Source organism: Alteromonas sp. Cnat2-8, from assembly GCF_022348355.1.
Taxonomy (GTDB): Bacteria; Pseudomonadota; Gammaproteobacteria; order Enterobacterales; family Alteromonadaceae; genus Alteromonas; species Alteromonas macleodii.
Window position 1 is genome coordinate 663,626 of record NZ_JAKREX010000001.1, and the last position, 25,060, is coordinate 688,685.

Sequence of the window (25,060 nt, forward strand, 5' to 3'; positions counted from 1 at the left end):
TACTATTAACAAGTATAGCAACGATTAAGTCAATGCGACGATTGGCTATTTTTCCTTAAAAAGAAGGGCTTTATATCAAGCAACATAGATATTTGCCCGCTCAGAAAACGCAGGTGACCTTAAAATGGCCTTGCGCTTTTATCGCGCTGTGCCCAAAGCTGCCTTGCCTGCGACAAGGCATCTGCGACATCACACTTTTGTAGCAGCACTAAATAGCTGGCAAGTGTACTCAAAACGGCTTGTTCACCGTAAAGGCTACTCGCGTTACCCGCCCACACATCAAGCATGTTGTTAACGTTCATGTCTTTATCTTTAAGCGCCCATTTGTCAGCAACCACCGGCATTATTACTTCTTCGGTCTCACCATTTCGGGTAATAAATAGCTCAGTTTCCCGTTCACCATTAACTTCAGGATCTCCGCCATCACCACGAAAGCAAAGCGCATCTATAGATGGATAATTTTCATTAACGCGGCAGTGTTTGTGGTCAAGATGCATATGGTAAACGCCCTGTACGCAAAATTGTGCAGCGGTGGGATTCAACAACCTTGCGAGGGTGTTAGCGCATGAACGTAGGCCAAATACCTCACGAAGCTTAATAATTGTGTCGAGCGCAGGCAGCAAATAAGACAAATCAAGGTAAGTCACCCCTTTATCCGTTAACTGCTGTTTGGCGTCTGCAATACTGCTAACTTCAGACAGGCCCAATTGGGGTAACGCTATACTTGCATAAAGGCGCCCCGAACCCGGTTCATGCGCACCGTGAAGCATAACCGAGTAACCATTATTGGCTAGAACCGCTACGGCCAATAAGTACCACGGTAACTGGCGACGCTTTCCCGCGTAGCAGCCAATATCTAACGTGGGGGTGAGGGTTTTAACTTCTGGCTCTATCAGCTCTCTGCATGCATCGACAAAGCCAATAACTTCTTCTGGTGTTTCTTCACGGGTACGCAGCAACATAAGAAATGCGCCGCGTTGTTCGCCTGTCACTTCATTGGCCAATACCATTTTCATGGCATGATAAGCCTCATCACGGGTAAGGCTACGCCCCCCTTTTTGACCTTTGCCAATAATTTTTATGTATTCACTAAATGGTTGCTGCATGCTTGGATGAATGTAATAGAAGAGTATTTACCTGTTGACGAGACTCTACCACCTTTCCAAATATAAGTAACGTAGGCCCCGTTAAATTTGCTGCTTCTACCTTGCTATGAATATCGGCAAGCACGCCAGTAATCACGCGCTGTTCGGGCGAAGTGGCATTTTCAATTGCCGCTACTGGCCATGTGGTTGGCACGTTGTGATGAATCAAGCCTTTGCATAGCCCTTCAAGTCGGCTTAGCCCCATATAAACCACCATGGTTTGCTTCAATACATTTTGCGCCATGGGTGCCATTTCTGGCCATTGATCCACGTCCTTAAAATGTGCGGTCATAAAACTCACCGACTGAGCACAACGCCTGTCGGTTAAAGGGATCCCCGTATAGGCTGACACACCCGATGCTGCCGTAATACCAGGAACAATAGCAAAAGGAATGTTGGCTTTTGTGAGTGCATCGGTTTCTTCGCAGGTTCTTGCAAATAGGGCTGGGTCACCGCCTTTTAACCGCACGACAGTGTGACCGTTGCTTGCCAATTCAACCACTCGCTTGCATATAGCGTCTTGAGTAAAGCTATGCTTTTTGCAGCGCTTCCCTACATATTCTTTCACCACTTTAGAGGGAATTAGCGCGAGAATATCTTCGCTAACTAAGGCATCGAACAGCACGACATCAGCTTGTTGTAATAGACGAAGCGCTTTCAGGGTAAGTAACTCGGCATCGCCAGGGCCAGCACCGACGATGAACACCTGCCCTTGTTTATGACCTTCATTTTGCCTGTTTGCTAACTTCAACCACTTGCCAAAGTATGAATGCTTAGCTGGAGCTTTTGGATTATCGGAGCGCTGGCGTGTCGTCGATGTCGTTGTAAAAATAGCATCGCGATAAAAGAGGTTTAACAAAGGTTTCTGCGGTTTAAATAAGGTGCGCAAAAACGGTAACGACCAACTAGTTGCAATTGACATGATTTAACGCTCCTAAACAGATTGAGTTTCAATGACTAAATGCTTGTCTATCAGCTGAGACAAGGCGGGCTTACACGAGCCACAATTCGTACCACACTTTAATGCTTCACCAAGCTCTGCCACCGAACTACAGCCTTCTTCGATGGCATGTGTAATGGTTTTTTCGCGCACTTCAAAACAGCTACAAACTACATCACCATTTAAAAATGCGTCGTCTACTTGGCCACGTATTAAATTGCGCTGTATGTCTGTAGAAATAGATGTGTTGAGAAGGCTGGCAAGCCATTCGTTAGGTACTGACCATGTGCTTTTTGAATGTGGCGCTGCCTGCGCTGTTGTATGTGCAGTTGCTGGTGCCCTTTCACCCTTTTCTGGCTCATCGCCTAAAAACGCCGCGAAACAAAGAGTATCATCGACAAGCGCAAGGCATACTGAGTATGTATGATGATGAAACTGCAATAGCACCGCGTTTTGCGGCAGCAGAGGTATCAACCCTTGTGTAAAATCTCGACGACCTTTGTTCGAAGCAACATTCAATACTGATAATGCTGCATCCGAGTTATTTAAAGGTGAAGACGCCTCTGTGCTTTCAAGCGGTGTCGTATTCCAGTAATCACACGCATGCTTTAGCGCGTCTTCACTAAAGGGATTAAGTTTTGAATTATGTGCTGATTGGTTTACTGATGAAACAAAGAGCTTGCCGTAGGTAGCGAAATGAGCAGGCGCGATAGCAACCGCCGCGTGTTTTAACTCTGGTTGCCCTGAAATAGGGTCTACCGCGCTGGCATAAAGTGCGCCTAGTTTACTGTGAGACCCCCATTGCGCCGACCAGTGAATGGGAATAAATACTTCCCCTTTGCGCATATCCGTATCCGCTTTAACCGGATAAATAACAGGGGCGTCTTTACATACTGCACTTGAAAGAGAAACAAGATCTCCGCTTTCAACGCCCAATTCAGCAGCGTCTTTAGGGTTGATATGCACGCAAGCACTTGGCATATGAGCCAGTAACTTTGCCGCTTTACCCGTGCGCGTCATGGTATGCCACTGATCTCGCGCTCGGCCGCTGTTCACAACAAAAGGATAAGCGTCTGATGTTACCTGCAGTGGCGCTTTGTAAGTTACGGGAATAAGTTTAGCTTTGCCACTAGGGGTTGAAAACCGTTTGTCTTCAAAAGGACGTTTACTGGTAAGGCTAGGTTGAGAATTAGAACTGGCCGTATTCTCAGCTTTTTTAACGGCTTGAAAGGGCCACTGCAAAGGCGATAGCCCATTGTACTGAGCTTCACTTAACGCTTGTAAAGGTGACAGGTCTAGCTGCCGCTTACCGTTATTTTGATAGCCGGTTAGCCCAGCGTATTCGCAGAATATTTGTGACGGATGGGTAAAATTAAATGCCTCGCCAAAGCCCATTTTACCCGCCACTTCACACAGTATTTGCCAGTCGTGTTTTGCACTACCTGGTGGAGGCAATATACCGCGCTGACGTGATATACGGCGCTCTGAGTTTGTTACCGTGCCGTCTTTTTCCGACCACCCCGTTGCAGGAAGGGCAATGTGCGCGTAGTTAAGCGTATCGTTAGATTCAACAATATCAGACACCACCACCATGTCACATTTAGAAAGTGCGCGTTCAACTTGACCGCGATTTGGCATACTGACAACGGGGTTCGTCCCCATTATCCAAACGAATTTTACCTTTCCACTCTCAACTGCATTAAACAAATCAACAGCTTTAAGCCCCTGCCCTTTGGGCATAACAGGGGCATTCCAATAGGTTTTAACAGCGCTGATATGCTCAGGGTTTTCAAGGTCCATATGTGCAGCTAGCATATTGGCTAACCCACCGACTTCACGCCCTCCCATGGCATTGGGCTGGCCAGTAATTGAAAACGGGCCACAACCGTCTTTAGCAATTAAATCCATTGCTAAATGACAGTTGATAATGGCTTGGGCTTTATCCACACCAGCAGAAGACTGGTTTACGCCCATAGAATAAAAAGTAATTGCGCTAGAGGCTTCGCAAAAGGCATCAAAGAAGGCCTTAATGCTGTTAACGTCCAGGTCGCATACTTTAGCAACGTCATCTAACGTTAAGGCATTTGCACTTTTAAGCGTTTCATCAAGCCCCTCGGCATAGCTCTCAACAATGGATTTGTTTATACGACCTTGTGCGTTTGCATAGCTGAGTAAACCGTTAAATAGCGCTACATCGCTACCTGGCTTTAATGGAAGGTGTAAATCGGCAATGGTACAGGTTTCGGTTTTGCGTGGGTCAACAACAATGACCTTCATATTCGGATTTTTCAGCTTTGCTCGCTGAATGCGTTGAAAAAGCACTGGGTGCGCCCACGCCGTATTACTCCCGGTGATCACCAGTAAATCTGTACATTCTAAGTCGGTGTAATCGCAAGGCACTACATCTTCACCGAACGCACGCTTGTACGCGGCAACGGCTGATGACATACATAGGCGTGAATTCGTATCGATATTGGCACTGCCGATGTAACCTTTCATAAGCTTATTGGCAATGTAATAGTCTTCGGTGAGAAGCTGACCTGATACATAAAAAGCAACGGCATCCGCGCCATACTGCGCAATGGTAGAGGTGATCTTATCCGCAATCACATCGGTGACCGTGTCCCAATCCACCGATTGACCTGCCATGGTTGGGTGAAGCAAACGTCCGTTTACGTCGTTTGTTTCAAGCAGGTTTGTTCCTTTAACACACAATCTTCCATAATTGGCGGGATGCTCTGGCGTGCCTTTAACAGTGTCCAGGGTTATGGCACGCGGGCTTACGTTGCAACTGATATCTACACCACACCCTACGCCGCAGTATGGGCATGTTGTTTGTCTTAATTGTTCAGACATCATGTCGGGTTGTCGTGTAGGCATATTCATTTCATTACCTTTTTCGATTTCAAAGCTTTTGAATGCATTTGGCTAGAAGGCTTTTTTCATGTGGGCGTTCAAATAAAGGCAGTTTGCTTAAACGCCGACAAAAACCTTTTCGCCCTCTACCTTCACAGCGTAAGCTGTGACGGAAACATCGTCGTGTTCTTTACACAGCCCGGTTTCTAAAAAGTAATGCTCTTTGTATAGAGGCGAAGCAACAACAGGCGCACCGCCTATCGACCCTAGAAGCCCGCGATAGAGTACGTTTGCTTTACCAATAGGGTCGTAGTTACTAATGGCGAAAACCTGGGTTTCGCCGTTTATCTTCAAACTGAAAATTGCCACTTGCTGTGAGTCGACAAGGGCGCAAACCCCACTGTTTGTCACTAAGTCGTTCGTCTCACAAACATAGTGCCATTGCACTTGCTGTGGTTCTGACGCCATTACATTTTGCGCTGCTGACATAATTTGATTCTCCTAACAGGGTTGATAAGCCAGTGGCTATACCATAGAGACAGGAATGAACTGATCTTTACCTGCTACTTTTTCAGCTTCAGTAGCTGGGCGAACCTGGCCTCGCTCTGAAACAAACTGAATATTGGTGTCGCTAGCATTGCTGTTTACGAATTGACGGAAACGCTTGCGCGACTCAGGGTTTTCAATGGTGGTTTTCCATTCGCACTGATAAGCATCAACCACAGCATCCATCTGTGCTTCAAGCTCACTATTAATGCCAAGAGCATCGTTTATCACAACGTCTTGCAAGTAAGCTAACCCACCTTCTAAGTTGTCCATCCACACCGATGTGCGCTGTAGGCGATCAGCCGTTTTCACGTAAAACATCAGCACGCGGTCGATGTACTTAATAAGGGTTTCGGTATCTAGGTCGGTGGCAAACAGGTCTGCATGTCGAGGCTTCATGCCGCCATTCCCGCAAACATACAGGTTCCAGCCTTGCTCGGTAGCAATAACGCCAATGTCTTTGCTTTGGGCTTCTGCGCACTCACGGGTACACCCCGAGACGGCAAATTTAATTTTGTGCGGCGCACGTAAGCCTTTATAACGATTCTCTAAGTCAATGGCAGTGCCAACAGAATCCTGTACACCGTAGCGGCACCATGTGCTGCCCACACACGATTTCACAGTACGCAGTGCCTTCGCGTAAGCGTGGCCGGTTTCAAAACCGCCAGCGACCAGTTTTTCCCAGATATCAGGTAAGTGCTCTACGCGCGCTCCAAATAAATCAATGCGCTGACCACCTGTGATCTTGGTGTACAAGTTGTACTCTTTTGCCACTTCACCTAGCAGAATCAACTTCTCAGGCGTTATTTCACCACCAGGTACACGCGGTACAACGGAATACGTGCCATCTTTTTGCATGTTGCCAAGGTAGATATCGTTGGTGTCTTGCAGAGGAAGATGTGAAGCCTTAAGAATGTAGTCGTTATACACCGAGGCTAAAATTGAGCCGACAGCGGGCTTACAAATTTCACACCCTAGACCTTCACCATGCTGTTCTAGTAGCTCGTCAAAGGTGCGAATGCCGTTTACCTTAACAATATGAAATAGCTCTTGTCGGGTATGGTTGAAGTGCTCACAAATGGCTTTTGATACTTCCACACCGCGCTTTTCAAGTTCGCTATCCACAACATTTTTAAGTAAGGCAGCACAACCTCCACACCCTGTGCTGGCTTTGGTTTCGCCTTTTACATCGCCAACGCTACAACAGCCGCCTTCAATGGCTGAAACAATATCGCCCTTTGTCACATTTAGGCATGAACAAATAGACGCGGTGTCTGGTAGTGCATCGGCACCTAGTGCTGGTGCCGCATCGGATGAGGGCAGAATTAGGCTTTCTGGGTGTTCAGGTAATTCAATATTATTAAGTGCATACTGTAAGAGCGTGTCGTAGTCGCTGGTATCGCCAACGAGTACAGCACCAAGCACGTACTTTTGCTCGCTATCTACCACCAGCTTTTTGTACACGCCCTCGGGCTGATTTAAATAGGTGTAGCTAAGCGCACCGGCTGTGCGTTCATGAGCATCGCCAATTGAGCCCACTTCCACACCCATTAGCTTGAGTTTGGTACTCATATCTGCGCCAGCGAACTCGGCATCGCCGCCGGTTATATGACTTACAGCCGTGCGCGCCATGGTATAGCCAGGTGCTACCAGGCCAAAGATTTTGTTATCCCACAGCGCACATTCACCCACAGCGTAAATGTTTGGGTCAGACGTCACGCAGTGGTTATCAATGACAATACCGCCGCGCTCACCCAGTGTTAGCGCTGACTTTCTGCCGAGCTGGTCGGAAGGTCGAATACCGGCAGAGAATAAAATCATGTCAGTTTCTAGTGCAGTGCCGTCAGCAAACACCATTTTATAGCGGCAGGTATCACCGGCCTCAATAGTTTGCGTTGCCTTTTGGGTGTGAACCGTAACGCCCAATGCTTCAATTTTGTCCTTAAGAACGTTACCACCTGCTTGGTCTAGCTGAACCGCCATAAGCTGCGGGGCAAACTCAACCACGTGGGTGTCGAGACCGGCTTGCTTTAATGCGTTAGCGGCTTCTAAACCCAACAGCCCACCACCAACAACAACCCCTACTTTGCTCACTGCTGCTGAAGCTTCAATAGCGAGTAGATCGTCTATAGTACGGTACACCAAGCAATGCTCTTGATCGTTGCCAGGGATGGGTGGCACAAATGGGTATGAGCCCGTAGCTAACACAAGCTTATCGTAGCTAAACACCTGCCCTTCAGAAGTCGTCACTTTATTATTGTCACGGTCTATATCGGTAACCAAGGCATTGGTAACTACGTTTACGCCCCACTCGGCGTACTGAGCGGGTGTAGTGAGCGCTAAGTCATCAGCACTCGCGCCGCTAAAAAAAGACGACAGATAAACGCGGTCGTACGCAAGGCGTGACTCGCCGCATAAAACGGTTATTTCTACATTGGCATCGCTTTGGTGAAGCTGCTCAACAAAATGATGCCCCACCATGCCGTTGCCTACGACGACAATTTGCGTTTTTGAGTCCAATGAAGTCATGGTATTCCCCTTTTTTCGGGACAAAAAAAAGCCCGCTTCAACTTTCGTTGATGCGGGCTTCGTTGCCTATTTTGCCAACGGTTTAGGTCGGCTAACACATTTTACGGAGTGTTATAAATCACACAATTTTCAGCGATTGACACAAATCACCAAAACACACTTTACGTTTATAGCTATCCAAGTTCAGTGCCAAAACCGTAAACAATTGTTTTTATTTGATTTACTACAAAATAAGTATTATTCAGACTTCACAACTGCACCAAACAAACGCAAAACTGTGTTTACTTGGTGCATTAAGGCTTTCAAATAACTTAGGCCAGCTTATCCGTCGCTACGCGGTAGCGAGGATCTTCAACCACATTAATTTCAACAAACTTATCGGCCTTGCGAAGCAGTGAGCGACACTCATCACTGATATGGCGAATGTGTAGCTTTTTACCCTGCTCTTCGTATTTGTCAGCAAGGGTATCTAGCGCATCGATACCTGATGAATCCCAAATGCGAGAGTCTTTAAAGTCAATAACTACATCATTAGGGTCGTTGGCGATATCAAACAGGTCTTTGAAATGCGATACCGAGCCAAAGAACAGCGGGCCGTCTAGCTCATAGACTTTCCAACCGTCGTTATCGATATGGGATCTCGCTTCAATATGACGAGCGTGTTTCCATGCAAACACCAGTGCTGAAACGATAACACCCACCACAACCGCAATAGCCAGGTCAGCGATAACGGTAACGCCTGTTACTAGGAAAAGTACGAACGCATCTTCTTTGTTTACGCCGCGAATAATTCTGAATGACGCCCACTCAAATGTAGCGATAACCACCACGAACATAACGCCAACAAGGGCAGCGAGAGGAATCATTTCAATTAGCGGAGCTGCAAATAGAATAAAGCCCAATAATACAACCGCCGCGGTGATACCAGACAAGCGGCCACGGCCACCAGAGTTAATATTAATCATACTTTGGCCAATCATAGCGCAACCGCCCATACCGCCAAAGAAACCGTTTACGGTATTTGCAACGCCTTGGCCAACGCACTCTTTGTTGCCGCGTCCGCGGGTGTCCGTCATTTCATCAATTAATGAAAGGGTAAGAAGCGATTCAATAAGACCAACCAAGCAAAGAATGACTGAGGTAGGCAGAATGATCATGAAGGTTTCCCAGGTGAACGGCACCATAGGAATAGCAAAGCTAGGAAGTTCACCCGCTAGCGTTGCGGTATCGCGCTGGTCAGCTGGTAGCAAGTCACGAACAAAGTCGATTACAGTACGCGCTTCAAGGTCAAGACCATGTACTAACAAGGTCACCGTAACAATCGCTACAAGCGACGCCGGTACAGCTTTGGTTAGCTTTGGTAGTAAATAGATAATGGCCATGGTTAGCGCCACAAGCCCTAGCATCCAATATAACAGCGTACCTTCCATCCACTGTAATTCACCGGCTGCGTTGGTCACTTTGAACTGGCCTAATTGCGCCAAGAAAATAACAATTGCCAAACCATTTACGAAACCTAGCATTACCGGATATGGGACCAGTCGTATAAACTTTCCGAGCTTGAAAATACCGCACATTATTTGCAGTAAACCAGCCAAAATAACCGCGGCAAATAAATACTGCACGCCGTGTTGGGCAACCAGTGCCACCATTACAACGGCCATGGCGCCGGTAGCACCAGAAATCATTCCTGGTCGGCCACCAATAGCGGAAGTGATTAAGCCCATCATGAAAGCCGCATAAAGACCAATCATTGGTTCTACGCCGGCCACAAATGCGAATGCAACGGCTTCAGGGACCAAGGCAAGCGCCACGGTAATACCTGATAGCACGTCGTTTTTAACGTTGCTGTCTTTACTGGTAATTAAATCGAACATGTTCTCTCAGAAGCTAAGATGTTAAACACAACAACCCACCATGGCGTACACCGCGTTAAAGCAGAACACCAAGCAGGTAGGAGATTTTTTCGGCGATTCTATCACCATTGTAGCGCAAAATCTTTTAATAGATTGTTACTAGGGCCTGTTGAACGTTGATGTACAGCAAAGATCAACAGACCCCAGTCCGAACTACTTGGCGCTTACGTGATAAGCGCAGGGCTCTTTGCCCCTTTCCTAATGCTGTGAGCTTGTCAATTTTTCATGTACGGTCTCAGGGCTTAATTTAATAGCGAATGCTGACAAATTGCATCGTACATGGCATCGTATAATGGTTTTTATTAACCGCGTCGTTCAATGCGCTTCGATTTCTAATACGGGGCTACGATAAGACGTCGCAATAAGGCACAAGTCTTATTCAACGAGGAGTTAAAGTGGTACCTTATATTCTTACAATTTTGTGCGTGCTAGTGGCAGGCGCTATTCATTGGATGTCGCCAAAGGCTTATTGGAAAGCCACTATCATGTCGACCGCCGTTATTTTACTATTTTCTGTAGCAGCATTGTTTATCTTTAAAGCATCAGGAATGCTGGTTAGCGAGCACACTGGCGAGAATGCTGATTTTTCTGGACAAATGCTAACCATCACCACAATGATTGCCTTCTTTGGTTTCTTAATTTCACTGTTCGTAGGTTGGTTTCTCCGCGTAGTCAGAAACTAATCTGGAAAGCAAAACCACAGATTTTGCGAGGCTGCACCATTTTGGCGCAGCTTCTTCCCTATCAACTTCCCTCTTGACGCCGCTAACCTTTCCGTCCCCCCTTATAAAGTCACCTTAAATAAAAGTTCCAGCCGAACCACATGCCGCGAAATGTCAGCACTCCGGGCGTTTTTGTTCACTCTAACGCTTATCTTCATTAATTCTAATAAACAGGGCATAAGTGTTGCTTGGTACACGTATTGCTCTGCTCAGTGCTAAGAGCAATGAGTTTCAAAAAACGTTTCGCCAATAGATGCACTCATCAAGAAAAAATTCGAAACGTGTGTACCGAAGATTAGCAGGCCTTAACATGCTTCATGAACCAGAACAGACCATTGCGCTTTGTAGCGACGCCACTAAGCGCTTTTTGCTAGCGGCCAAGCACGCCGAAATAACCGTGCTTGAGCAACTATCTAGTAATTGTCGAATTGTAATTGCCGTTCGAGAACTTATTCATGAACTGCAAAAAGAGCGTGGGGCCAGCAATATCTTTCTTGCTTCAAAAGGCGAGCGTTATGCCGCTGAGCGAATGCAGTACGTCAGTGCTAGCGAGCAAGCGGAGTCAATGTTGAAAAGCCACTTGAAATCGCTCTACCTGACAGATGAGATCACCACGGGTAACCCGCGGTTGTTGAGCAGCATTACACTTGCTATGCAGGCGACAGACTACCTGCCCAGACTGAGAGAACAGGTAAGCAAGCAGCTGCTGACACCACTGGAATCCACACGAGCATATAGTCGTCTAGTTGCCAGTTTACTTACGGTTATTTTTGAAGCGGCAGATATTGCAAGCGACCCAACAATCACTCGCTTATTGGTTGCACTGTTCAATTTTATGCAGGCAAAAGAATACGCTGGGCAGGAGCGGGCGTGGGGCGCTATTGGTTTCGCAGAAACTCATTTCGATGTTCGCCTTTGTGAAAAGCTGGCCGCGCTTCAGCATGCCCAAGAACATCACTTCAGTATATTCTGTGAGTTTAGCTGTAAGCCGCATAAAGATGCATTAGACGCGTTGAACAAAAGCCCTGCTGCAATCGATATTACACAGCTTAGAAATATGATTGCACAGCTTGGTGACGGCAGTCCGATTGCCGGAGAAATATCGGAAGTTTGGTTTGATGTAGCAACGCGTCGAATGGATGCAATGCAGACTATCGAAGTGGCGCTCACTGAGGCCCTTACTCAGCAAGCTAACAGTAAAGTCGCCGATGCAAAAAATGAGATGGCCAATCATCAGCAGTTGCTTACGCGCTTCAATGATGAACACGCTACTGATGGCTCACCGCTCACCTTATTGTTCGATCCAAGTATGCCTGGACTCGCGGAAGACACCAAAGAAGACGAAATCAAAACGCTATCACTTAACGAGCAAACGAAGACTTTATCTGCTCACCGCTCTTTTTATGATTTACTGCGTTCACAGGCCCAACACATAGAAGATATGGGTCGGGAGCTCGAAGAGGCCAAGCGTGCAATACAGGAACAAAAACTGATTGGGCGAGCAAAACTGGTAGTAATGGAGCAATTCGGATTAAGCGAAAATAACGCGTATCGTCGACTGCAAAAACAAGCTATGAGCGAAAATACGACCATAGCGGCTATTGCCGCTAAGATAGTAAATATTACAACAAAGACTACTGCTCAAAGGTAGCTACTCTCAATTGAGTCACTTCTAGTTTAATTAAGCGCGTTCTAGCTCTTAAGGAGAAACTAAAGTCAACAAAGGCCAAACAGTAAGCCAATTCTTAGAAGCAAGTCGCTGTTTAAAAACTTCGGGTCTTGGATATTTTGGGTTAATACTTATGGTGCCGGCGAAGTTTGCTTCCAAACCAAATGGCGCGAGTATGTCTAAATCATCATTGGCTAAAAGACGAACCGCAACACAGGTTTCTCGTTCTATCCAATAAGAAATAGCGTCGTGGCAATTTTGATAGGGAGCGTGCTCGTGAGCTACGTGCATACGCGCTTGGTTTTTAACTTGCCAATTAGCTTGAGGAACCATACGCGCTAGCTCGCGTTCTATGGCTTGTTCTTGTGCTTTCAGCCCTGGTTTGACGGCGACAGAATTTGGTGAGTAAGCTTGCGGTTGAGGTACTGATTCCAGTGTATTATCGGCACTCGCAACACTTTGCGGCGGATTAATTTCACCACTAAAGTAAATCACATCAATATCGTTAAGCGGAGTTGGTGTCGCTCTTGCGTGTAACTCATCCCAAATGGCATTTCGAACAAATCCAGCACCAATGTACCCTTGCGGTAAATCGAGCGCTCTCAAAGCGCGCAGGCAACGCATGCGAAAAGGATCCCGCTTAATAATGTCGCCTAGCCGTTTGAGATCTTGCACGTTTAACCTTCGCTTTTTATACGCAGTTTGCGTTTCCACTTGATGATATAAAAGCAAAAGGCAGCCATACTGCCACCAGCAAACCACCCTGCAATAATGTCGCTAGGCCAATGCACGCCCAATAAAATGCGGCTTAAGCCAATACAAAATACAAGAAAGGTGGCTGCCATGTAGATCCACACTTTTACTGAAGCGTTTTGCGTGAAGTACGTTAACAAATAGGCGATATAGAAATAAACAAGCGTAGATAAGGTAGCATGTGCAGAGGGGAAGCTTTGTGTATACACACTTACATCCTGCATGGGCAGCGGAGGACGAGGCCTGTCGATGCCAGCTTTGAGTAAGAAAGTCGTTGCGATCCCCACGGCAACAGCAATCAAAAAAGTCAGTGCCTTTTTCTTTTCACCGGCCATCGCCAAGGCTCCGGCAACTGAAATCGTGACAAAGATAAGTGCCGTATTACTGCCTAACGCGGTGATATCGCGAAGCGCGTCTTCTTTCCAACCCGATACATTGCCTGCTTCGCTAATTACATTGAATAACGCATTGTCAAACGTAGTCAGCACGCCCATGTAGACAAACAACATCATAAGCAAAAAACCGGTGCCAAGTAGTAACACCTGAATAGAGGGTGTTTTAATGATGTCTAAGTAAGAGGCTAGCGCGCCGCTGTTTTTTGTTTCACTGCTTGTCATAAATCTACTTCCATTTAGTACAAAAAGAGCGTTATTGGTCGTGCTTGCTACCACCTAGGCAGTTTGGCGATACCATAGATTGCCCACCTCGAGCTTCCCACTCTGTAGGCGTATACGTGTGAAGTGCCAACGCATGAACAGGCCCCTGCAGCGCTTCAGCCGCAAGACCGTTAATTTCTCTGTGTCTCGCTATTAAGCGCTTACCCTCAAAGGCATCACTCACTACCGTTACTTTGAAATGACTTTGAGCCCCTTCTGGAACATTGTGCATAAAACTCTCATCTACAACCTCGAGAAAACTCGGATTAAGTGCAGCTTCAATCGTAGTTTCCAGAAACGCTTTTACTTGCATTTGGCTTACCTTGTTCTGTGAATAAGATGTCGGAATGTAAGATTAATTCTACCACCGATAGGCTTAGCCGTCTTCGCAATACCGTGCACATAATGACTTTGTGTTGTTCCTGCCATAATTAATACACTGCCGTGCTCAAGCACCTGCGTATACTTTTCCTTTGTTTCTTTGTGCTTAAAAACAAAGGGCCTTGCTTCACCTAAGGTGACGGATGCAATAACCGGGTTTATACCCAACTCAGGCTCATCATCTGAATGAAAGCTCATGCTATCTTGTCCGTCACGATACCAATTCGCTAACACACTGTTGAACTTTGTGTTTTGGGTTGGAGCACATAGCGCTTCACAACAATCTTTAATACTTAAAAGGCTGTTCGTCCACGGATTTGGCGACATGGTTAAATTCGAATAGGTATAGGTGCAATCGTCATCGCCGTGCCAGCTCTGAAGGCGGGGAATTTTTACCGGCTTGCCAAACAATCTGATCGAGTCCTGACGCCAGGGTAACTCGGCCTTCAGTAACTCAAAAAAAGTATCTGCATCATTTTTTGATAGCGCCTGAGGAAAATAAGTGACATCGCCCTCTGACAGCGGGAGCTTATGAGATGAGCTATTGTTTTCTGGGGTCTCGAAAAGAGAAAACTGCATGCGTAACTATGATATTTCCGGTGATTTTTAATTTTGGCTATGGGCACTTGATCTCAAAAGTGCTTAAACACACCTTTGAAGCTCCCCCAATTGCACCTTAATTACGCATGCATTGCTAATGTAGATTGATGTTAACTTCTATAAGCGTGATTTTTCTTTGAAGTCGTCATCTGCAGGTGTGGCACTGTATGCACCGCTGTCTTGAATAACGCCTTTATTCTTGTTCATCCACGTTTTGATTACGGTACTGCTCGCCGATGCGCTCGGTACTTGGGTATTGCTTCCGTCAAGTGTCAACGGGCTGAAAGCTCGTGACCAAAAATAGTGAGTCACTGCAGCACCATGCTTCTCAGCCACTTGCCACCAAGCAAAATTCCATGGTTTTAGCTCTGAAAGTGCAATGCTATTCATTAGGCTAGCGTTATTGTCACCAGCAAGGAATGTGCTGGTAACCGGCGAGCTACGATACGCTTCAATGGCAATTCCCTTAGCTTTTAGTGCATCAACAATGCTTTTACTTCTCTCACCAGTCCAATCGTTATTCAGATAAGATTTTTCGCCTATGGAATAGAAAGGGTCGAGCAATGCGATACGATTTGGCCGATATGATGATGTCAGAACACCTCTATTTACCGCATCGTCTAATTTCTCTGAAATAGTAAGCGCTAGTTGATTCCCCAAAGAGTGACCCGCTATGCGGAGCTCGCTACCATTAAAGTTAGGCATTCCATTCGTGAGTGAGTTGTAAAGTAACTGTGTTACCGAAGAGCTTGGTCCCGAGCTGTAGCTGCCATTTGACGACTTCCAGCGCATATTTCGAGGACCAGAAGCCGAATGAATCTTGGCTTCTGCATCTTTAACTTCAGACTCATCTGCAAACTGGTTCCAATACAAAATCCCTACATTATACCCTCTATCTAACCAATACCATGCGAGGTCTTCGTTAGGTCCTCCCGAGTTTGAACGATTCAACGTCTCGCGACGACGCTCCGTTACCGAGCCGTTTTGCCATCCGTGAATGTAGATGACCGTTTTATTATTGGCGTTGTAGTATGGATTAGGCTCATTAACATTCGCTTTTTTCGCGTCGTTGTAGTCAAACCAATACAAACCGTAATCTAAATTACTAAAGGCGGCATCAGGGAAAGTTACTTCAGCTTTAACATTTAGAGAGAGCGTTTAAAAGGCAATGGACAGTAGAATTATCAGTCGTTTTTTCATAGTTTTCTCAGTTAATTATCAAGTGGTCAGACGAGATTTAATTAACAATATTTTCACACAAATAAAACAAAGTAAACGTTTTACCTTTTATTTTCATCGAAACATTCGCGTTTTGAGTCTTCTTGGCTGTTAGAGCCGCGTGGCTGATATGATAAGATAGGCAGCGCGTACATAAACCAAATAGGCATTCCCAAAAGTATGTGAGTGCTTTGAGCCTTCTCTGAAAACAGACTCCAATGAATACAGAATTTATTTTTGCCGACCGACAATTCTCGCTTATTCGCTACCCTGAAAAGCACCAGCACATAAGCCTTCAAGCATGGGATAGCGCTGATGAACTCGTTATTGAGCACATTGAGAGCTTATTAAGTGAAGCGTCGCTTTCAATTGGCAGTGGTGACAATGATGGCTCAATGATGATTTTTAACGACGATTTCGGCGCGTTAGGTTGTTGGTTTTCGCACTTAGCACCTTACTGGGTATCTGACTCCTACATATCTTTGCGATCACTCTCTGAGAATTTAAAAGCCAATCATTTACTGGGTAATGCAGAAACGAGCAATAAAAACGGCCTGCTAACCGCGCCGCTGAAAACCTTGACTAGCGTGCAAAGCTTAACGTTTAAGCCAGAAAAGGCGCCGAGTCTTGTTGTGCTGAAGGTCCCCCGCGCCCTTGCACTTCTTGAACAGCAGCTTATTGATTTACAAAAATATATAACACCTGACACGCGTGTTATCGCAACCGGTAAAGTGAAGACCATCACAAAATCCGTACTCAACCTATTTGAACGATATATTGGCCCCACCACCACGTCCCTTGCCAAGAAGAAATCGCGGCTTGTGTTCGCTTCGCCTCGTGAGTCAATAAAACTATCTGACTCGCCCTATCCGACGCGTTGGCAGTGTAAAAGTACGATGGGAACGGCGTTAACTATAGACAATCTGGCGAATACGTTTTCCCGACAGTCATTAGATATAGGCGCTCGCATTATGCTTGAACATATGACGGTGAGCGCTAATGATGTGGTGGTAGATTTAGGCTGCGGCAACGGAGTACTGGGGGTTAATGCCCTCTCTCTTGCCCCTGATGCCAAAGTAATATTTGTGGATGAGTCCTATATGGCATTAGAAAGTGCCAGACTCAATGTGCTCAACAACTTCCCGGATAAAATTGATCAATGTGAGTTTGTTGCAAGTAATTGCCTTGAAACATTAATCAATAGAGAGAATAAACCTGCTGTTACCAAAATTCTGTGTAACCCACCGTTTCATCAACAAAACGCAATCACTGACCATATTGCATGGCAAATGTTCACTGATTCCCGGGACGTACTTATTAAAAGCGGTCACTTAGTGGTAGTTGGTAACCGACACCTCGACTATCACATTAAACTTAAAAAGTTGTTTGGTGGCGCTAAGGTACTTGCGAGTGACAAAAAGTTCGTTATCTTAGGCACTGCAAAACGATAAGCGATCAAAAAACATGCGCGAATTAAGGAAAACATTTAAAGGCATTTTTATGAAGAAAATACTTTTATCACTGCTGACCGCCATCATGCTAATAGGCAGCAGTTCACCCGTTATGGCCAAGAAAGACGATGGGTCTCAGGTTCAGCCAGATAACTATTACCCTCGGGTGAAAATAGAAACCACCATGGGCGATATTGTGGTTGAACTGGACAGAAGACGTGCGCCAATTACCGTAAATAACTTTCTTCGTTATGTTGATAAGCGCGCCTACGAAGACACCATTTTTCACCGCATCGTGCCTGGTTTTGTTGTGCAAGGTGGTGGTTATACGGCTGACTTCAACGGCAAGTCGAACTTTCCAGATATCTTCAATGAGTCTGGTAACGGTTTGACTAACGATCTGCACACTATTGCAATGGCAAGACAAGGTGACCCGCATACCGCAAACCGACAATTTTTCTTCAACGTGAATGACAACAGCAGCTTAAACCCCGGAAGAGACTGGGGCTACGCGGTTTTTGGCGTAATTGTTGAAGGCGAAGATATTGTTGATGCCATGTCGGAAGTAGAAACTGAATATTCGATTCGCCTTAACGCGAATAACGTACCCATTGAGCCGATCATTATTAAAAAGATGACCGTGTTACCGCCCTTATAGCGATTAACAGATACAAACAGCCATAAAGAGCAATGCTTTATGGCTGTAATTCCAACCTGAACAAATGCTGTTTTGGGAACGTTTTGTCGAAGTAAAAGCCCTGCTTGTTAAATCCTAAGCGCTGTAAAAGCTTCTGCGACGCCATATTTTCTGGGTGCGTCATGGCTGTTAAAAAACGATAGCCCTTAGAGGCAGACCACGCTATAACACACTGACATGCCTCATAACATATACCCTTGCCTCTTGCTTCAGGCAGCATGGCAAAGCCTAAATCTGGACATTCAAATGCAAAGCGATTGAAGAGACCACAAACCCCTAACGGTTGTTTGGTTTCGGTTAATTCGACAGCCAGCAGGCCATACCCCCACTCTTCGCGCTGCGCATTTGTTTTGCCAATGTAGTCACACGCATCGTCTACTGTATCGACATTTTTACTTCCAATGTATCTAAGCCATAGCGGGTCCTGCTGCAGCGCAAGTACCCAGTGTTTATCATCAAAAGTAAGCGGCCGTAGCGTTATTTTATCGTTTGTAAAAATAGCGGTGTTTGTGTTCACACTAATCCTTTTAGCAAAGTTTTTATGACGCGCATGTAGTACTCGCTTTTGTACCTCTACATTTGAACGTATAACTAGAAGTAAGACCTAAGGCAAACACTATCTCTTTGATAGAAGCCTGTCTATGTGCTCAAAGTGGTCTGGGTTGACCACTGCCGCGCGGGGGTACTTCGGGTTCGCTCTGTCGTTTACTCTTGGGTGCTCCCACAACGATGTATGGACGATAAATCGCTCGGCTTCCTCTATACCACCGTGCTCTAAGCATCCACTCAAGCATGTATCTACGTACGTTTGATGTACGGGATAGGCGTCATTTGCCTGTGTACAGTCGAGTGTTTCGCAAATCCAAAAGGTAAATTGTGCAAGCACATCGTCTAGAGACGCAGAACCCTTGTGTTGATGAAAGTTGAGTGCTTTAGCGCTTACTTCGACAAACCGATAGTCTTTTTCTCTCTCCTGTAAGGCAGGGTTAATTTGTGTTGGGATAAGCTGGGCGTTTAATTTGCTATGCGCATTGGCCACGGCGCCAACGTAAGTCTGCTTTTCATGAAGACTTCGCGTCACCCATGCCCTTTCGAAGCCAGAAACCGTCACAGGGACCCCTGGTGTAAAAATGTTGGAGTAGCGCTCTCGGCTGTCTTTGCTAAGTAAGCTTCCATAACCTAACACCATGTGTTTTTCGGTTTGCGTACTTAACCAATTCGCTATTTCATTCATTTTCACCTCTACTTCACAACCGCTCGACGTTTACCAACTTAAGCATGTTTATCTTTGCAGTTTATTCAACTAGAAAAAATCGTACTGACCACTTTCCCCCTAGTATAAAAAAAGGCGATGTACTGAGAGCCCCAATACATCGCCTTGTATACCGCAGTGGAGTTGTTTAATTAAAACAACGCTCTCACACCCATAGTAAAGTTTCTACCTGGAAGCGGTGCTTGGTCTTTTAAGAAAGATGTATGAACACGGGCTTCCTCGTCAGTTAGGTTTTCACCGCGCGCAAACACTACCCAGTCAATGCCCTGCGTGCCAAACTCATATTGCACGCTTGCGTTAACCAAGGTGTAGCCGTCGGTTGCAGTCTCAAATGACGCAACTTCATTTTGGTCGTCGTACCACGTAAAGCCCACGTCAGCACTTAAACCATCGTTCACGTAGCTTAATTCACTACCAAAGCGCATAGGCGGCGTGCGCGGAAGGTTGTCGTCTTCTATTTCTGCGCGGATATAGTCACCAAATACGGTTAAACGTAGCGTGTCTGATAAATCAACGTAAGTTTCTGCTTCGAAGCCCCAAATGTCAGCGTCAGCTTGTTGGAAGTAATAGATAGGCAAGCCTTCTTCATCGCCGTGTTCATCATGTCCATGTTCTTCGTGCTCGCTTTCTAATCCTTCCTCTTCGTGCTCATCGTGTTCTTCGTGCTCGCTGAGCGCAATTAAGCCTGTGCTTGTTTGGAAGATATAGTCATCTGCCTGATTGTAGAAGAAAGACGCACTATAGCCCCAGCTACCGGTAAACTTACGGAAAGTAATATCTAGGTTGGTACTAACTTCTTCTTTTACGCCTTTAAGTGTTTCTTCGATATGGCCTTCTTCATCCATATCAAATACTAAACCCACTTCGTAGCTTTGGGTTGCTAAATGCTGGCCAGCAGAGAAAAGTTCTTGCTGACTAGGCGCACGCTCACTGCGTGACAACGTAACGGCAACCGAGTGACCTTCCTGGTATTCCCAGTTAGCGCCCGCTGAAAGCGATAGGCTGGTAAAGTCGTAGTCAGGGAAGTTGAAAGCAACAGCATGCTCCTCGCCTTCATGCTCATCATGCAATACGTCAAGTTCCACTTCGCTGGCATCAGCATCTAATGTCGTTCGCTCTAGTCGGCCACCAAGCTCAAAGGTTACATTACCTACTTTCTTTTGTTCTATAAGATAAAGTGCGTAGCTCGATGTAGTATTAGCTGGGGTAAAGGCTTCTTCGCCCACGGCATTGTAATCGCTATGATTAAACTGTAGCCCGAATACGCCGTGCCAGCCGTTCACTTCTTCGTGATAAGCAGACAGGCGAATGTCGCTCGATTCATTTGTGAATACCGTGCCTGGCTCACCGTCTTCAATCTCAGCATGTTCGTAATCGGTGTAAGCTGCGGCAAATTTAAGGTTAGTTATTCCTTCAAAGGGTGAATGCCACTCACCGGCTGCTTGATAACGGGTCATATCTACATCAAGTAACACGCCTTCTTCAGCGTGTTCTTCATGATCATGTTCTTCAAGATCGTGGTCTTCGCCCTCATGCTCTTCCTCACCATGAGCATGGCTATAGCCAGGTACGCCATATTTGTTGTCGAGTTGTTCCACAGCGAAACCGAAGTAGCCTTCTTCGGCCACGTAAGATAAACCTGCAACGACGTTACGCGTCTCCATTGCGCTGCTTTCTAGCACACCGTTTGGTTCATCCTCATCGGGATCGATAGACGCAAAGCCCGGAATATCCGCGTTATCTGTATCGCGATAAAATCCGTCGACATGCCATGCAATATTGCCACTGCCACCCGTTACATCTGCACGGGTATACGAGCCGTTATTCACTGTGCTATAGCTAGTTTCAGCTTCGCCTTCTACGCCGTCTATCTGATACTGAGGAATACGTTTGTCAACCACGTTCACCACACCACCAATAGCGCCACTACCGTATTGAAGCGTTGCAGGACCGCGAAGTACTTCCACCTGCGTTGCACTTGAAAGTGTGGTGGCGACATTGTGATCTGGACTTACTCGAGATACATCAGATACATCCAAACCGTTTTGAACAATCTTTACGCGCGGGCCATCGTTACCGCGAATAACTGGGCTGCTTGAAACTGGGCCAAAATAAGTGCTGTGCACACCAGGCGCGTTTTTGAGGGTTTCGCCTAAAGTTGGCGCTTCTATCTTACGTAATTTTTCCGCACCAATTACGGTAACTGGCGTAACAGATTCCAGTACTGATGATTGAAGCGCATTGGCGGTAACTACGATATTTTCGACGGATGCAGGCTTTAAAACGAAGTCTACATTTTGATCCGTATTTACGTCGCCTAAGTCGTTATCACCATGAATGTAGTTTGAAGAATAAACATGTAAATGAATATGTGGCTGCTTTACATCATCAAATCGATAAATACCATTTGCATCGGTGTATGCTACACGGCGACTGCCTTCGATTTTTACTTCAGCCCCTGCAACAGGTTGGCCTGCCGTGTCGGTGACTTTTCCCGTTACTGTGGTGGCATACACAGGCGCACTTAACAGCCCCGCTATGGACAAACTTAGCAGCGAACGCATTTTCATGGGTATCCCTCTGTGGATGTTATAACATTATTTAGTGATGTTATAACATTTTATCCATTGCCCATTGCTTGTCAACCGCTGCTTTACTCACTTAATCTTATGTTTTTGCAATTCAATCGGACGCGCCTACTGAAACCCAAGGTTTAAGCAATTCATAGCTAATTGGGCACGAAGGTACTAAGCCCTACTCACTGTGAAATTGATCACTCCTTGAATATGCTTCGCGTTGGTTTTAAGCATAAGCAAACGATCGATGCCCAGCGCCACACCCGCACACGGTGGCAAACCTGCGTCAAGCGCACTTAGAAAGTTTTCATCAATGGGCTTAGTGGGAAGGCCATGTTCTCTGCGTTTCTCGTTATCAGTTTCAAAACGCAGTCGCTGCTCTTTTGCTGCACTTAACTCATGAAAACCGTTAGCAAGTTCAGCGCCTTGGTAATACACCTCAAAGCGTTCGGCAACCCGTTCATCAACTGGGCTTAGTTTGGCAAGCGCCGCCTGAGAAGCAGGGAAATCGTAGATGAAGCACGGTTTTTCGTTACCGATTTCAGGTTCGATTACATAGCTGAACAACAGTTGTAACTTGCTGTCATAGCTTAGATTTTGCGGCGCGTGAATATCTATGTTCTGCTCTTCCATTGCCTTTAGCAAAACGTCGCCATCAGCACTTAACGGGTCAATATTTAAATAGGTTTGAAAAGCTTGCTGATACGTCATCTTATCAGCCGAAGCTGTGTTTAAGGTTTCTTGCAGCAAGGCGTCAACCTCGTCCATTAGCGCAAAATGGTCAAAATCTAAGCGGTACCACTCTAGCATGGTGAACTCTGGGTTGTGCCAGCGCCCTTCACCTTCATGGCGAAACGCTTTACACACCTGAAAAATACTACCGCTGTCAGCGCACAGTAACCGCTTCATGGCATATTCAGGGGAAGTTTGAAGATACAGCGTCGTTGGCTTACCGGATGAGGCAAAATTGAATTGGGTATCAAACGCATCTAAATGCTCATCGGTAACCGTACCGTTTGAAAGTAAAGGCGTATCGACCTCTAACACGTTTCTTGCGTAAAAAAACTCACGGATTGTTCTGAGTAATTCTGCTCGCGCAACACGGGCTTCATGAGTGGTAGTAGGCTGCCAAGATTGCATGTATTCAAACCTAAAAAGAATAGCTAAAACAAAAAACCGGTACACAAAGGCACCGGCTTTACACATAAACAGAATGCGCGATATGCGCTTAATACCAATCCGCATAGATCATTGCCCACTCAGAAGGCGCTGGCAAGCTTCATAGCGAAGCGTGGGAATGCAGGAATGTGTTCCCTTTCAAATTCCCAGAATGAAGCTAGGAAGCTTGCCAGACCTTCCCGAAGGGCGAGTTTAAAATGTCCGTACTCTTTGTTGTGTCACCTTGATGTAGAACCACTATACCTGCGGCAACACGCCGCGATTACGAACATTTTAACTCTCGCTGAGTGGGTAATTATCTATGCGGACTGGTATAAGATATTATTTTTGTGCGCGAGACACGTATTCGCCAGAGCGCGTATCTACACGGATAACTTCGCCGGTTTGAACGAATAGAGGAACGCGAACAACTGCACCAGTGCTCAGCGTTGCTGGCTTACCGCCTGTACCCGCTGTATCACCTTTAAGACCAGGATCAGTTTCAGTGATCTCTAGCTCAACAAAGTTTGGTGGCGTAACCGTGATAGGTGAACCGTTCCACAATGTAATGGTACAAACGTCGTTCTCTACCAACCACTTTTTATTCTCACCCACTGCTTTTTCGTCTGCAGCGATTTGTTCGAATGTATCGTTGTTCATAAAGTGGTAGAATTCGCCGTCGGTGTACAAGTAGGCAAGCTCCGTATCCATTACGTCAGCGCCTTCTACTGATTCACCTGAGCGGAAAGTTTTCTCTAAAACTTTACCTGAAATAAGCTTGCGGATTTTTACGCGGTTAAACGCTTGGCCCTTACCCGGCTTTACGTATTCGTTTTCTAGAATGTTGCAAGGTTCGCCGTCCAGCATGATTTTCAGGCCGCCTTTGAACTCGTTAGTGCTGTAATTAGCCATAATTCCTCTGTCTAAACATAAGGTACAAAAAGTTTCGTGGAACAAATAATACCTAAAAAACCGATTTCTGTAGAGCATAACTGGCAAAAAGAATTAGCAAGTAGCTTTACCGATCCTGCAAAGCTGTTGCAACACTTAGGTTTAGACCAAGAAAAATACGCCCAACATATTAAAGCGCGCCGATTTTTTCCTATGCGTGTTCCACGACATTTTGTGGAACTGATGGAGAAAGGCAATCCACACGACCCGCTTTTTTTACAAGTTATGCCGCTCAGCGACGAATTTCTAACATCACCAGGCTATAGCGAAGATCCGTTAGACGAGCACGATACAGCAGGCAAAGGCATATTGCACAAATACGATTCTCGCGTGTTGCTGATGGTTCGCACCGGCTGTGCGGTAAACTGCCGGTACTGTTTTCGCCGCCATTTTCCTTACGCCGATAATGCGGTAAGCAAACACCAATGGCTTGATGTGCTTGATTACCTTCGTAATAACAGCCAAATAAATGAGGTGATTTTCTCAGGCGGCGACCCACTGATGGCAAAAGACGATCATCTGTCGTGGCTAGCCAACGAAATTGCCGCTATTGCCCACATAAAACGCCTGCGTATTCATAGCCGTCTGCCGGTAGTGCTACCAGAACGAATTAGCCATGACTTTGTTGAATGGTTTAGCGCATTGCCGCTTCAAAAAGTATTAGTGCTGCATGCAAACCACGCCAATGAGATGTCAGAAACGTTGAAAGTGCGTTTAAATATATTGCGAGAAAAAGGCGTCACCTTGCTCAATCAATCGGTATTGCTAAAAGGAATAAATGACTCTGCCGATGCAATTAGTGATTTAAGCGAAACGCTGTTTGAAGCCGGAGTGTTACCCTATTATTTGCACGTTTTAGATAAAGTACAGGGTGCGAGCCACTTTTATGTGAGTGACGATAAAGGCCGAGCAATTATGGAAGAAGCGATAAAGCGCCTGCCGGGCTTTTTGGTGCCAAAACTGGTGAGAGAAATTGGCGGTCAACCCGGCAAAACGCCTATCGACTTAAAGTTGCATCCCTAA

General features: G+C 46.0%; 21 protein-coding genes. 5 read left to right on the forward strand and 16 right to left on the reverse strand.

Annotated features, from left to right (window positions below; all coding sequences use genetic code 11):
- Positions 1 to 119 precede the first annotated feature (119 nt).
- The 6 genes from MHN00_RS02800 to MHN00_RS02825 form a co-directional block, all read right to left on the reverse strand.
- Positions 120 to 1,106, reverse strand: a complete 987-nt coding sequence (locus MHN00_RS02800) for a glycosyl transferase family protein (RefSeq protein ID WP_239300185.1) — start codon at positions 1,104 to 1,106, stop codon at positions 120 to 122.
- Positions 1,090 to 2,067: a uroporphyrinogen-III C-methyltransferase gene (gene cobA, locus MHN00_RS02805; protein WP_239300187.1), complete on the reverse strand. Its 978-nt coding sequence runs from the start codon at positions 2,065 to 2,067 to the stop codon at positions 1,090 to 1,092. The genes MHN00_RS02800 and cobA overlap by 17 nt, the downstream gene beginning before the upstream one ends.
- 12 nt (positions 2,068 to 2,079) lie before the next feature.
- Entirely contained in the window at positions 2,080 to 4,971 is a 2,892-nt protein-coding gene (locus tag MHN00_RS02810; RefSeq protein WP_239300189.1) for a nitrate reductase, read from the reverse strand.
- Between the two features lie 87 nt (positions 4,972 to 5,058).
- Positions 5,059 to 5,430 (reverse strand): nitrite reductase small subunit NirD, encoded by a 372-nt coding sequence (gene nirD / locus MHN00_RS02815; RefSeq protein ID WP_014975661.1) that lies wholly within the window; start codon positions 5,428 to 5,430, stop codon positions 5,059 to 5,061.
- Positions 5,431 to 5,466: 36 nt separating this feature from the next.
- Entirely contained in the window at positions 5,467 to 8,016 is a 2,550-nt protein-coding gene (gene nirB, locus MHN00_RS02820; protein ID WP_239300191.1) for a nitrite reductase large subunit NirB, read from the reverse strand.
- 311 nt (positions 8,017 to 8,327) lie between these two features.
- Positions 8,328 to 9,893 (reverse strand): SulP family inorganic anion transporter, encoded by a 1,566-nt coding sequence (locus MHN00_RS02825; protein ID WP_014978293.1) that lies wholly within the window; start codon positions 9,891 to 9,893, stop codon positions 8,328 to 8,330.
- Between the two features lie 434 nt (positions 9,894 to 10,327).
- Here MHN00_RS02825 and MHN00_RS02830 point away from each other — a divergent pair, with 434 nt between their 5' ends.
- The gene (locus MHN00_RS02830) at positions 10,328 to 10,615 is read left to right on the forward strand and encodes a hypothetical protein (RefSeq protein WP_014948232.1); all 288 of its coding nucleotides are present in this window, start codon (positions 10,328 to 10,330) and stop codon (positions 10,613 to 10,615) included.
- A 349-nt stretch (positions 10,616 to 10,964) separates the two neighbouring features.
- A complete protein-coding gene (locus tag MHN00_RS02835) occupies positions 10,965 to 12,305 on the forward strand; it encodes a nitrate regulatory protein (RefSeq protein ID WP_014975658.1) in 1,341 nt (446 codons plus the stop codon).
- 48 nt (positions 12,306 to 12,353) lie between these two features.
- Here the strand turns inward: MHN00_RS02835 and MHN00_RS02840 are convergent, their stop codons facing one another.
- The 5 genes from MHN00_RS02840 to MHN00_RS02860 all read right to left on the reverse strand — a co-directional run bounded on the left by MHN00_RS02840 (position 12,354) and on the right by MHN00_RS02860 (position 15,802).
- Complete coding sequence (locus MHN00_RS02840) at positions 12,354 to 12,998, reverse strand: nucleotidyltransferase family protein (RefSeq protein WP_239300193.1); 645 nt, start codon at positions 12,996 to 12,998, stop codon at positions 12,354 to 12,356.
- Between the two features lie 2 nt (positions 12,999 to 13,000).
- Positions 13,001 to 13,693, reverse strand: a complete 693-nt coding sequence (locus MHN00_RS02845; protein ID WP_239300195.1) for a phosphatase PAP2 family protein — start codon at positions 13,691 to 13,693, stop codon at positions 13,001 to 13,003.
- 31 nt (positions 13,694 to 13,724) lie between these two features.
- The gene (locus tag MHN00_RS02850) at positions 13,725 to 14,045 is read right to left on the reverse strand and encodes a BolA/IbaG family iron-sulfur metabolism protein (protein WP_014948226.1); all 321 of its coding nucleotides are present in this window, start codon (positions 14,043 to 14,045) and stop codon (positions 13,725 to 13,727) included.
- Between the two features lie 5 nt (positions 14,046 to 14,050).
- Complete coding sequence (locus tag MHN00_RS02855; protein WP_075175956.1) at positions 14,051 to 14,692, reverse strand: alpha-ketoglutarate-dependent dioxygenase AlkB; 642 nt, start codon at positions 14,690 to 14,692, stop codon at positions 14,051 to 14,053.
- A gap of 138 nt (positions 14,693 to 14,830) precedes the next feature.
- The gene (locus tag MHN00_RS02860) at positions 14,831 to 15,802 is read right to left on the reverse strand and encodes a hypothetical protein (protein ID WP_239300197.1); all 972 of its coding nucleotides are present in this window, start codon (positions 15,800 to 15,802) and stop codon (positions 14,831 to 14,833) included.
- A gap of 347 nt (positions 15,803 to 16,149) precedes the next feature.
- On the opposite strand from MHN00_RS02860, the gene MHN00_RS02865 reads away from it, so the two are divergent.
- Complete coding sequence (locus tag MHN00_RS02865; protein WP_014948223.1) at positions 16,150 to 17,382, forward strand: methyltransferase; 1,233 nt, start codon at positions 16,150 to 16,152, stop codon at positions 17,380 to 17,382.
- 49 nt (positions 17,383 to 17,431) lie between these two features.
- On the forward strand, positions 17,432 to 18,040 hold the full coding sequence (locus MHN00_RS02870) for a peptidylprolyl isomerase (RefSeq protein ID WP_014975652.1): 609 nt from the start codon (positions 17,432 to 17,434) through the stop codon (positions 18,038 to 18,040).
- Positions 18,041 to 18,077: 37 nt separating this feature from the next.
- On the opposite strand, the gene MHN00_RS02875 is transcribed toward MHN00_RS02870, so the two are convergent.
- From MHN00_RS02875 to efp, 5 genes are all read right to left on the reverse strand, one after another.
- Positions 18,078 to 18,596 (reverse strand): GNAT family N-acetyltransferase, encoded by a 519-nt coding sequence (locus tag MHN00_RS02875; protein ID WP_110288520.1) that lies wholly within the window; start codon positions 18,594 to 18,596, stop codon positions 18,078 to 18,080.
- Between the two features lie 99 nt (positions 18,597 to 18,695).
- Positions 18,696 to 19,313 (reverse strand): gamma-glutamylcyclotransferase, encoded by a 618-nt coding sequence (locus MHN00_RS02880; RefSeq protein WP_239300199.1) that lies wholly within the window; start codon positions 19,311 to 19,313, stop codon positions 18,696 to 18,698.
- Positions 19,314 to 19,483: 170 nt separating this feature from the next.
- Positions 19,484 to 21,922 (reverse strand): TonB-dependent receptor, encoded by a 2,439-nt coding sequence (locus tag MHN00_RS02885; protein ID WP_239300201.1) that lies wholly within the window; start codon positions 21,920 to 21,922, stop codon positions 19,484 to 19,486.
- A gap of 177 nt (positions 21,923 to 22,099) precedes the next feature.
- The gene (gene epmA / locus MHN00_RS02890) at positions 22,100 to 23,068 is read right to left on the reverse strand and encodes an elongation factor P--(R)-beta-lysine ligase (protein WP_187446220.1); all 969 of its coding nucleotides are present in this window, start codon (positions 23,066 to 23,068) and stop codon (positions 22,100 to 22,102) included.
- A gap of 360 nt (positions 23,069 to 23,428) precedes the next feature.
- Entirely contained in the window at positions 23,429 to 23,998 is a 570-nt protein-coding gene (gene efp / locus MHN00_RS02895; RefSeq protein WP_014975647.1) for an elongation factor P, read from the reverse strand.
- Positions 23,999 to 24,034: 36 nt separating this feature from the next.
- On the opposite strand from efp, the gene epmB reads away from it, so the two are divergent.
- Complete coding sequence (epmB, locus tag MHN00_RS02900) at positions 24,035 to 25,060, forward strand: EF-P beta-lysylation protein EpmB (RefSeq protein WP_156077876.1); 1,026 nt, start codon at positions 24,035 to 24,037, stop codon at positions 25,058 to 25,060.

What these genes read in the sequence shown, in the direction of transcription:
- MHN00_RS02810 (WP_239300189.1), bottom strand. Translation starts at nt 4,971, where the DNA reads ATGAATATGCCTACACGACAACCCGACATGATGTCTGAACAATTAAGA.
- MHN00_RS02845 (WP_239300195.1), bottom strand. Translation starts at nt 13,693, where the DNA reads ATGACAAGCAGTGAAACAAAAAACAGCGGCGCGCTAGCCTCTTACTTA.
- MHN00_RS02825 (WP_014978293.1), bottom strand. Translation starts at nt 9,893, where the DNA reads ATGTTCGATTTAATTACCAGTAAAGACAGCAACGTTAAAAACGACGTG.
- cobA (WP_239300187.1), bottom strand. Translation starts at nt 2,067, where the DNA reads ATGTCAATTGCAACTAGTTGGTCGTTACCGTTTTTGCGCACCTTATTT.
- nirB (WP_239300191.1), bottom strand. Translation starts at nt 8,016, where the DNA reads ATGACTTCATTGGACTCAAAAACGCAAATTGTCGTCGTAGGCAACGGC.
- MHN00_RS02885 (WP_239300201.1), bottom strand. Translation starts at nt 21,922, where the DNA reads ATGAAAATGCGTTCGCTGCTAAGTTTGTCCATAGCGGGGCTGTTAAGT.
- MHN00_RS02850 (WP_014948226.1), bottom strand. Translation starts at nt 14,045, where the DNA reads ATGCAAGTAAAAGCGTTTCTGGAAACTACGATTGAAGCTGCACTTAAT.
- MHN00_RS02800 (WP_239300185.1), bottom strand. Translation starts at nt 1,106, where the DNA reads ATGCAGCAACCATTTAGTGAATACATAAAAATTATTGGCAAAGGTCAA.
- MHN00_RS02880 (WP_239300199.1), bottom strand. Translation starts at nt 19,313, where the DNA reads ATGAATGAAATAGCGAATTGGTTAAGTACGCAAACCGAAAAACACATG.
- MHN00_RS02835 (WP_014975658.1), top strand. Translation starts at nt 10,965, where the DNA reads ATGCTTCATGAACCAGAACAGACCATTGCGCTTTGTAGCGACGCCACT.
- MHN00_RS02870 (WP_014975652.1), top strand. Translation starts at nt 17,432, where the DNA reads ATGAAGAAAATACTTTTATCACTGCTGACCGCCATCATGCTAATAGGC.
- nirD (WP_014975661.1), bottom strand. Translation starts at nt 5,430, where the DNA reads ATGTCAGCAGCGCAAAATGTAATGGCGTCAGAACCACAGCAAGTGCAA.
- epmA (WP_187446220.1), bottom strand. Translation starts at nt 23,068, where the DNA reads ATGCAATCTTGGCAGCCTACTACCACTCATGAAGCCCGTGTTGCGCGA.
- MHN00_RS02865 (WP_014948223.1), top strand. Translation starts at nt 16,150, where the DNA reads ATGAATACAGAATTTATTTTTGCCGACCGACAATTCTCGCTTATTCGC.
- efp (WP_014975647.1), bottom strand. Translation starts at nt 23,998, where the DNA reads ATGGCTAATTACAGCACTAACGAGTTCAAAGGCGGCCTGAAAATCATG.
- MHN00_RS02855 (WP_075175956.1), bottom strand. Translation starts at nt 14,692, where the DNA reads ATGCAGTTTTCTCTTTTCGAGACCCCAGAAAACAATAGCTCATCTCAT.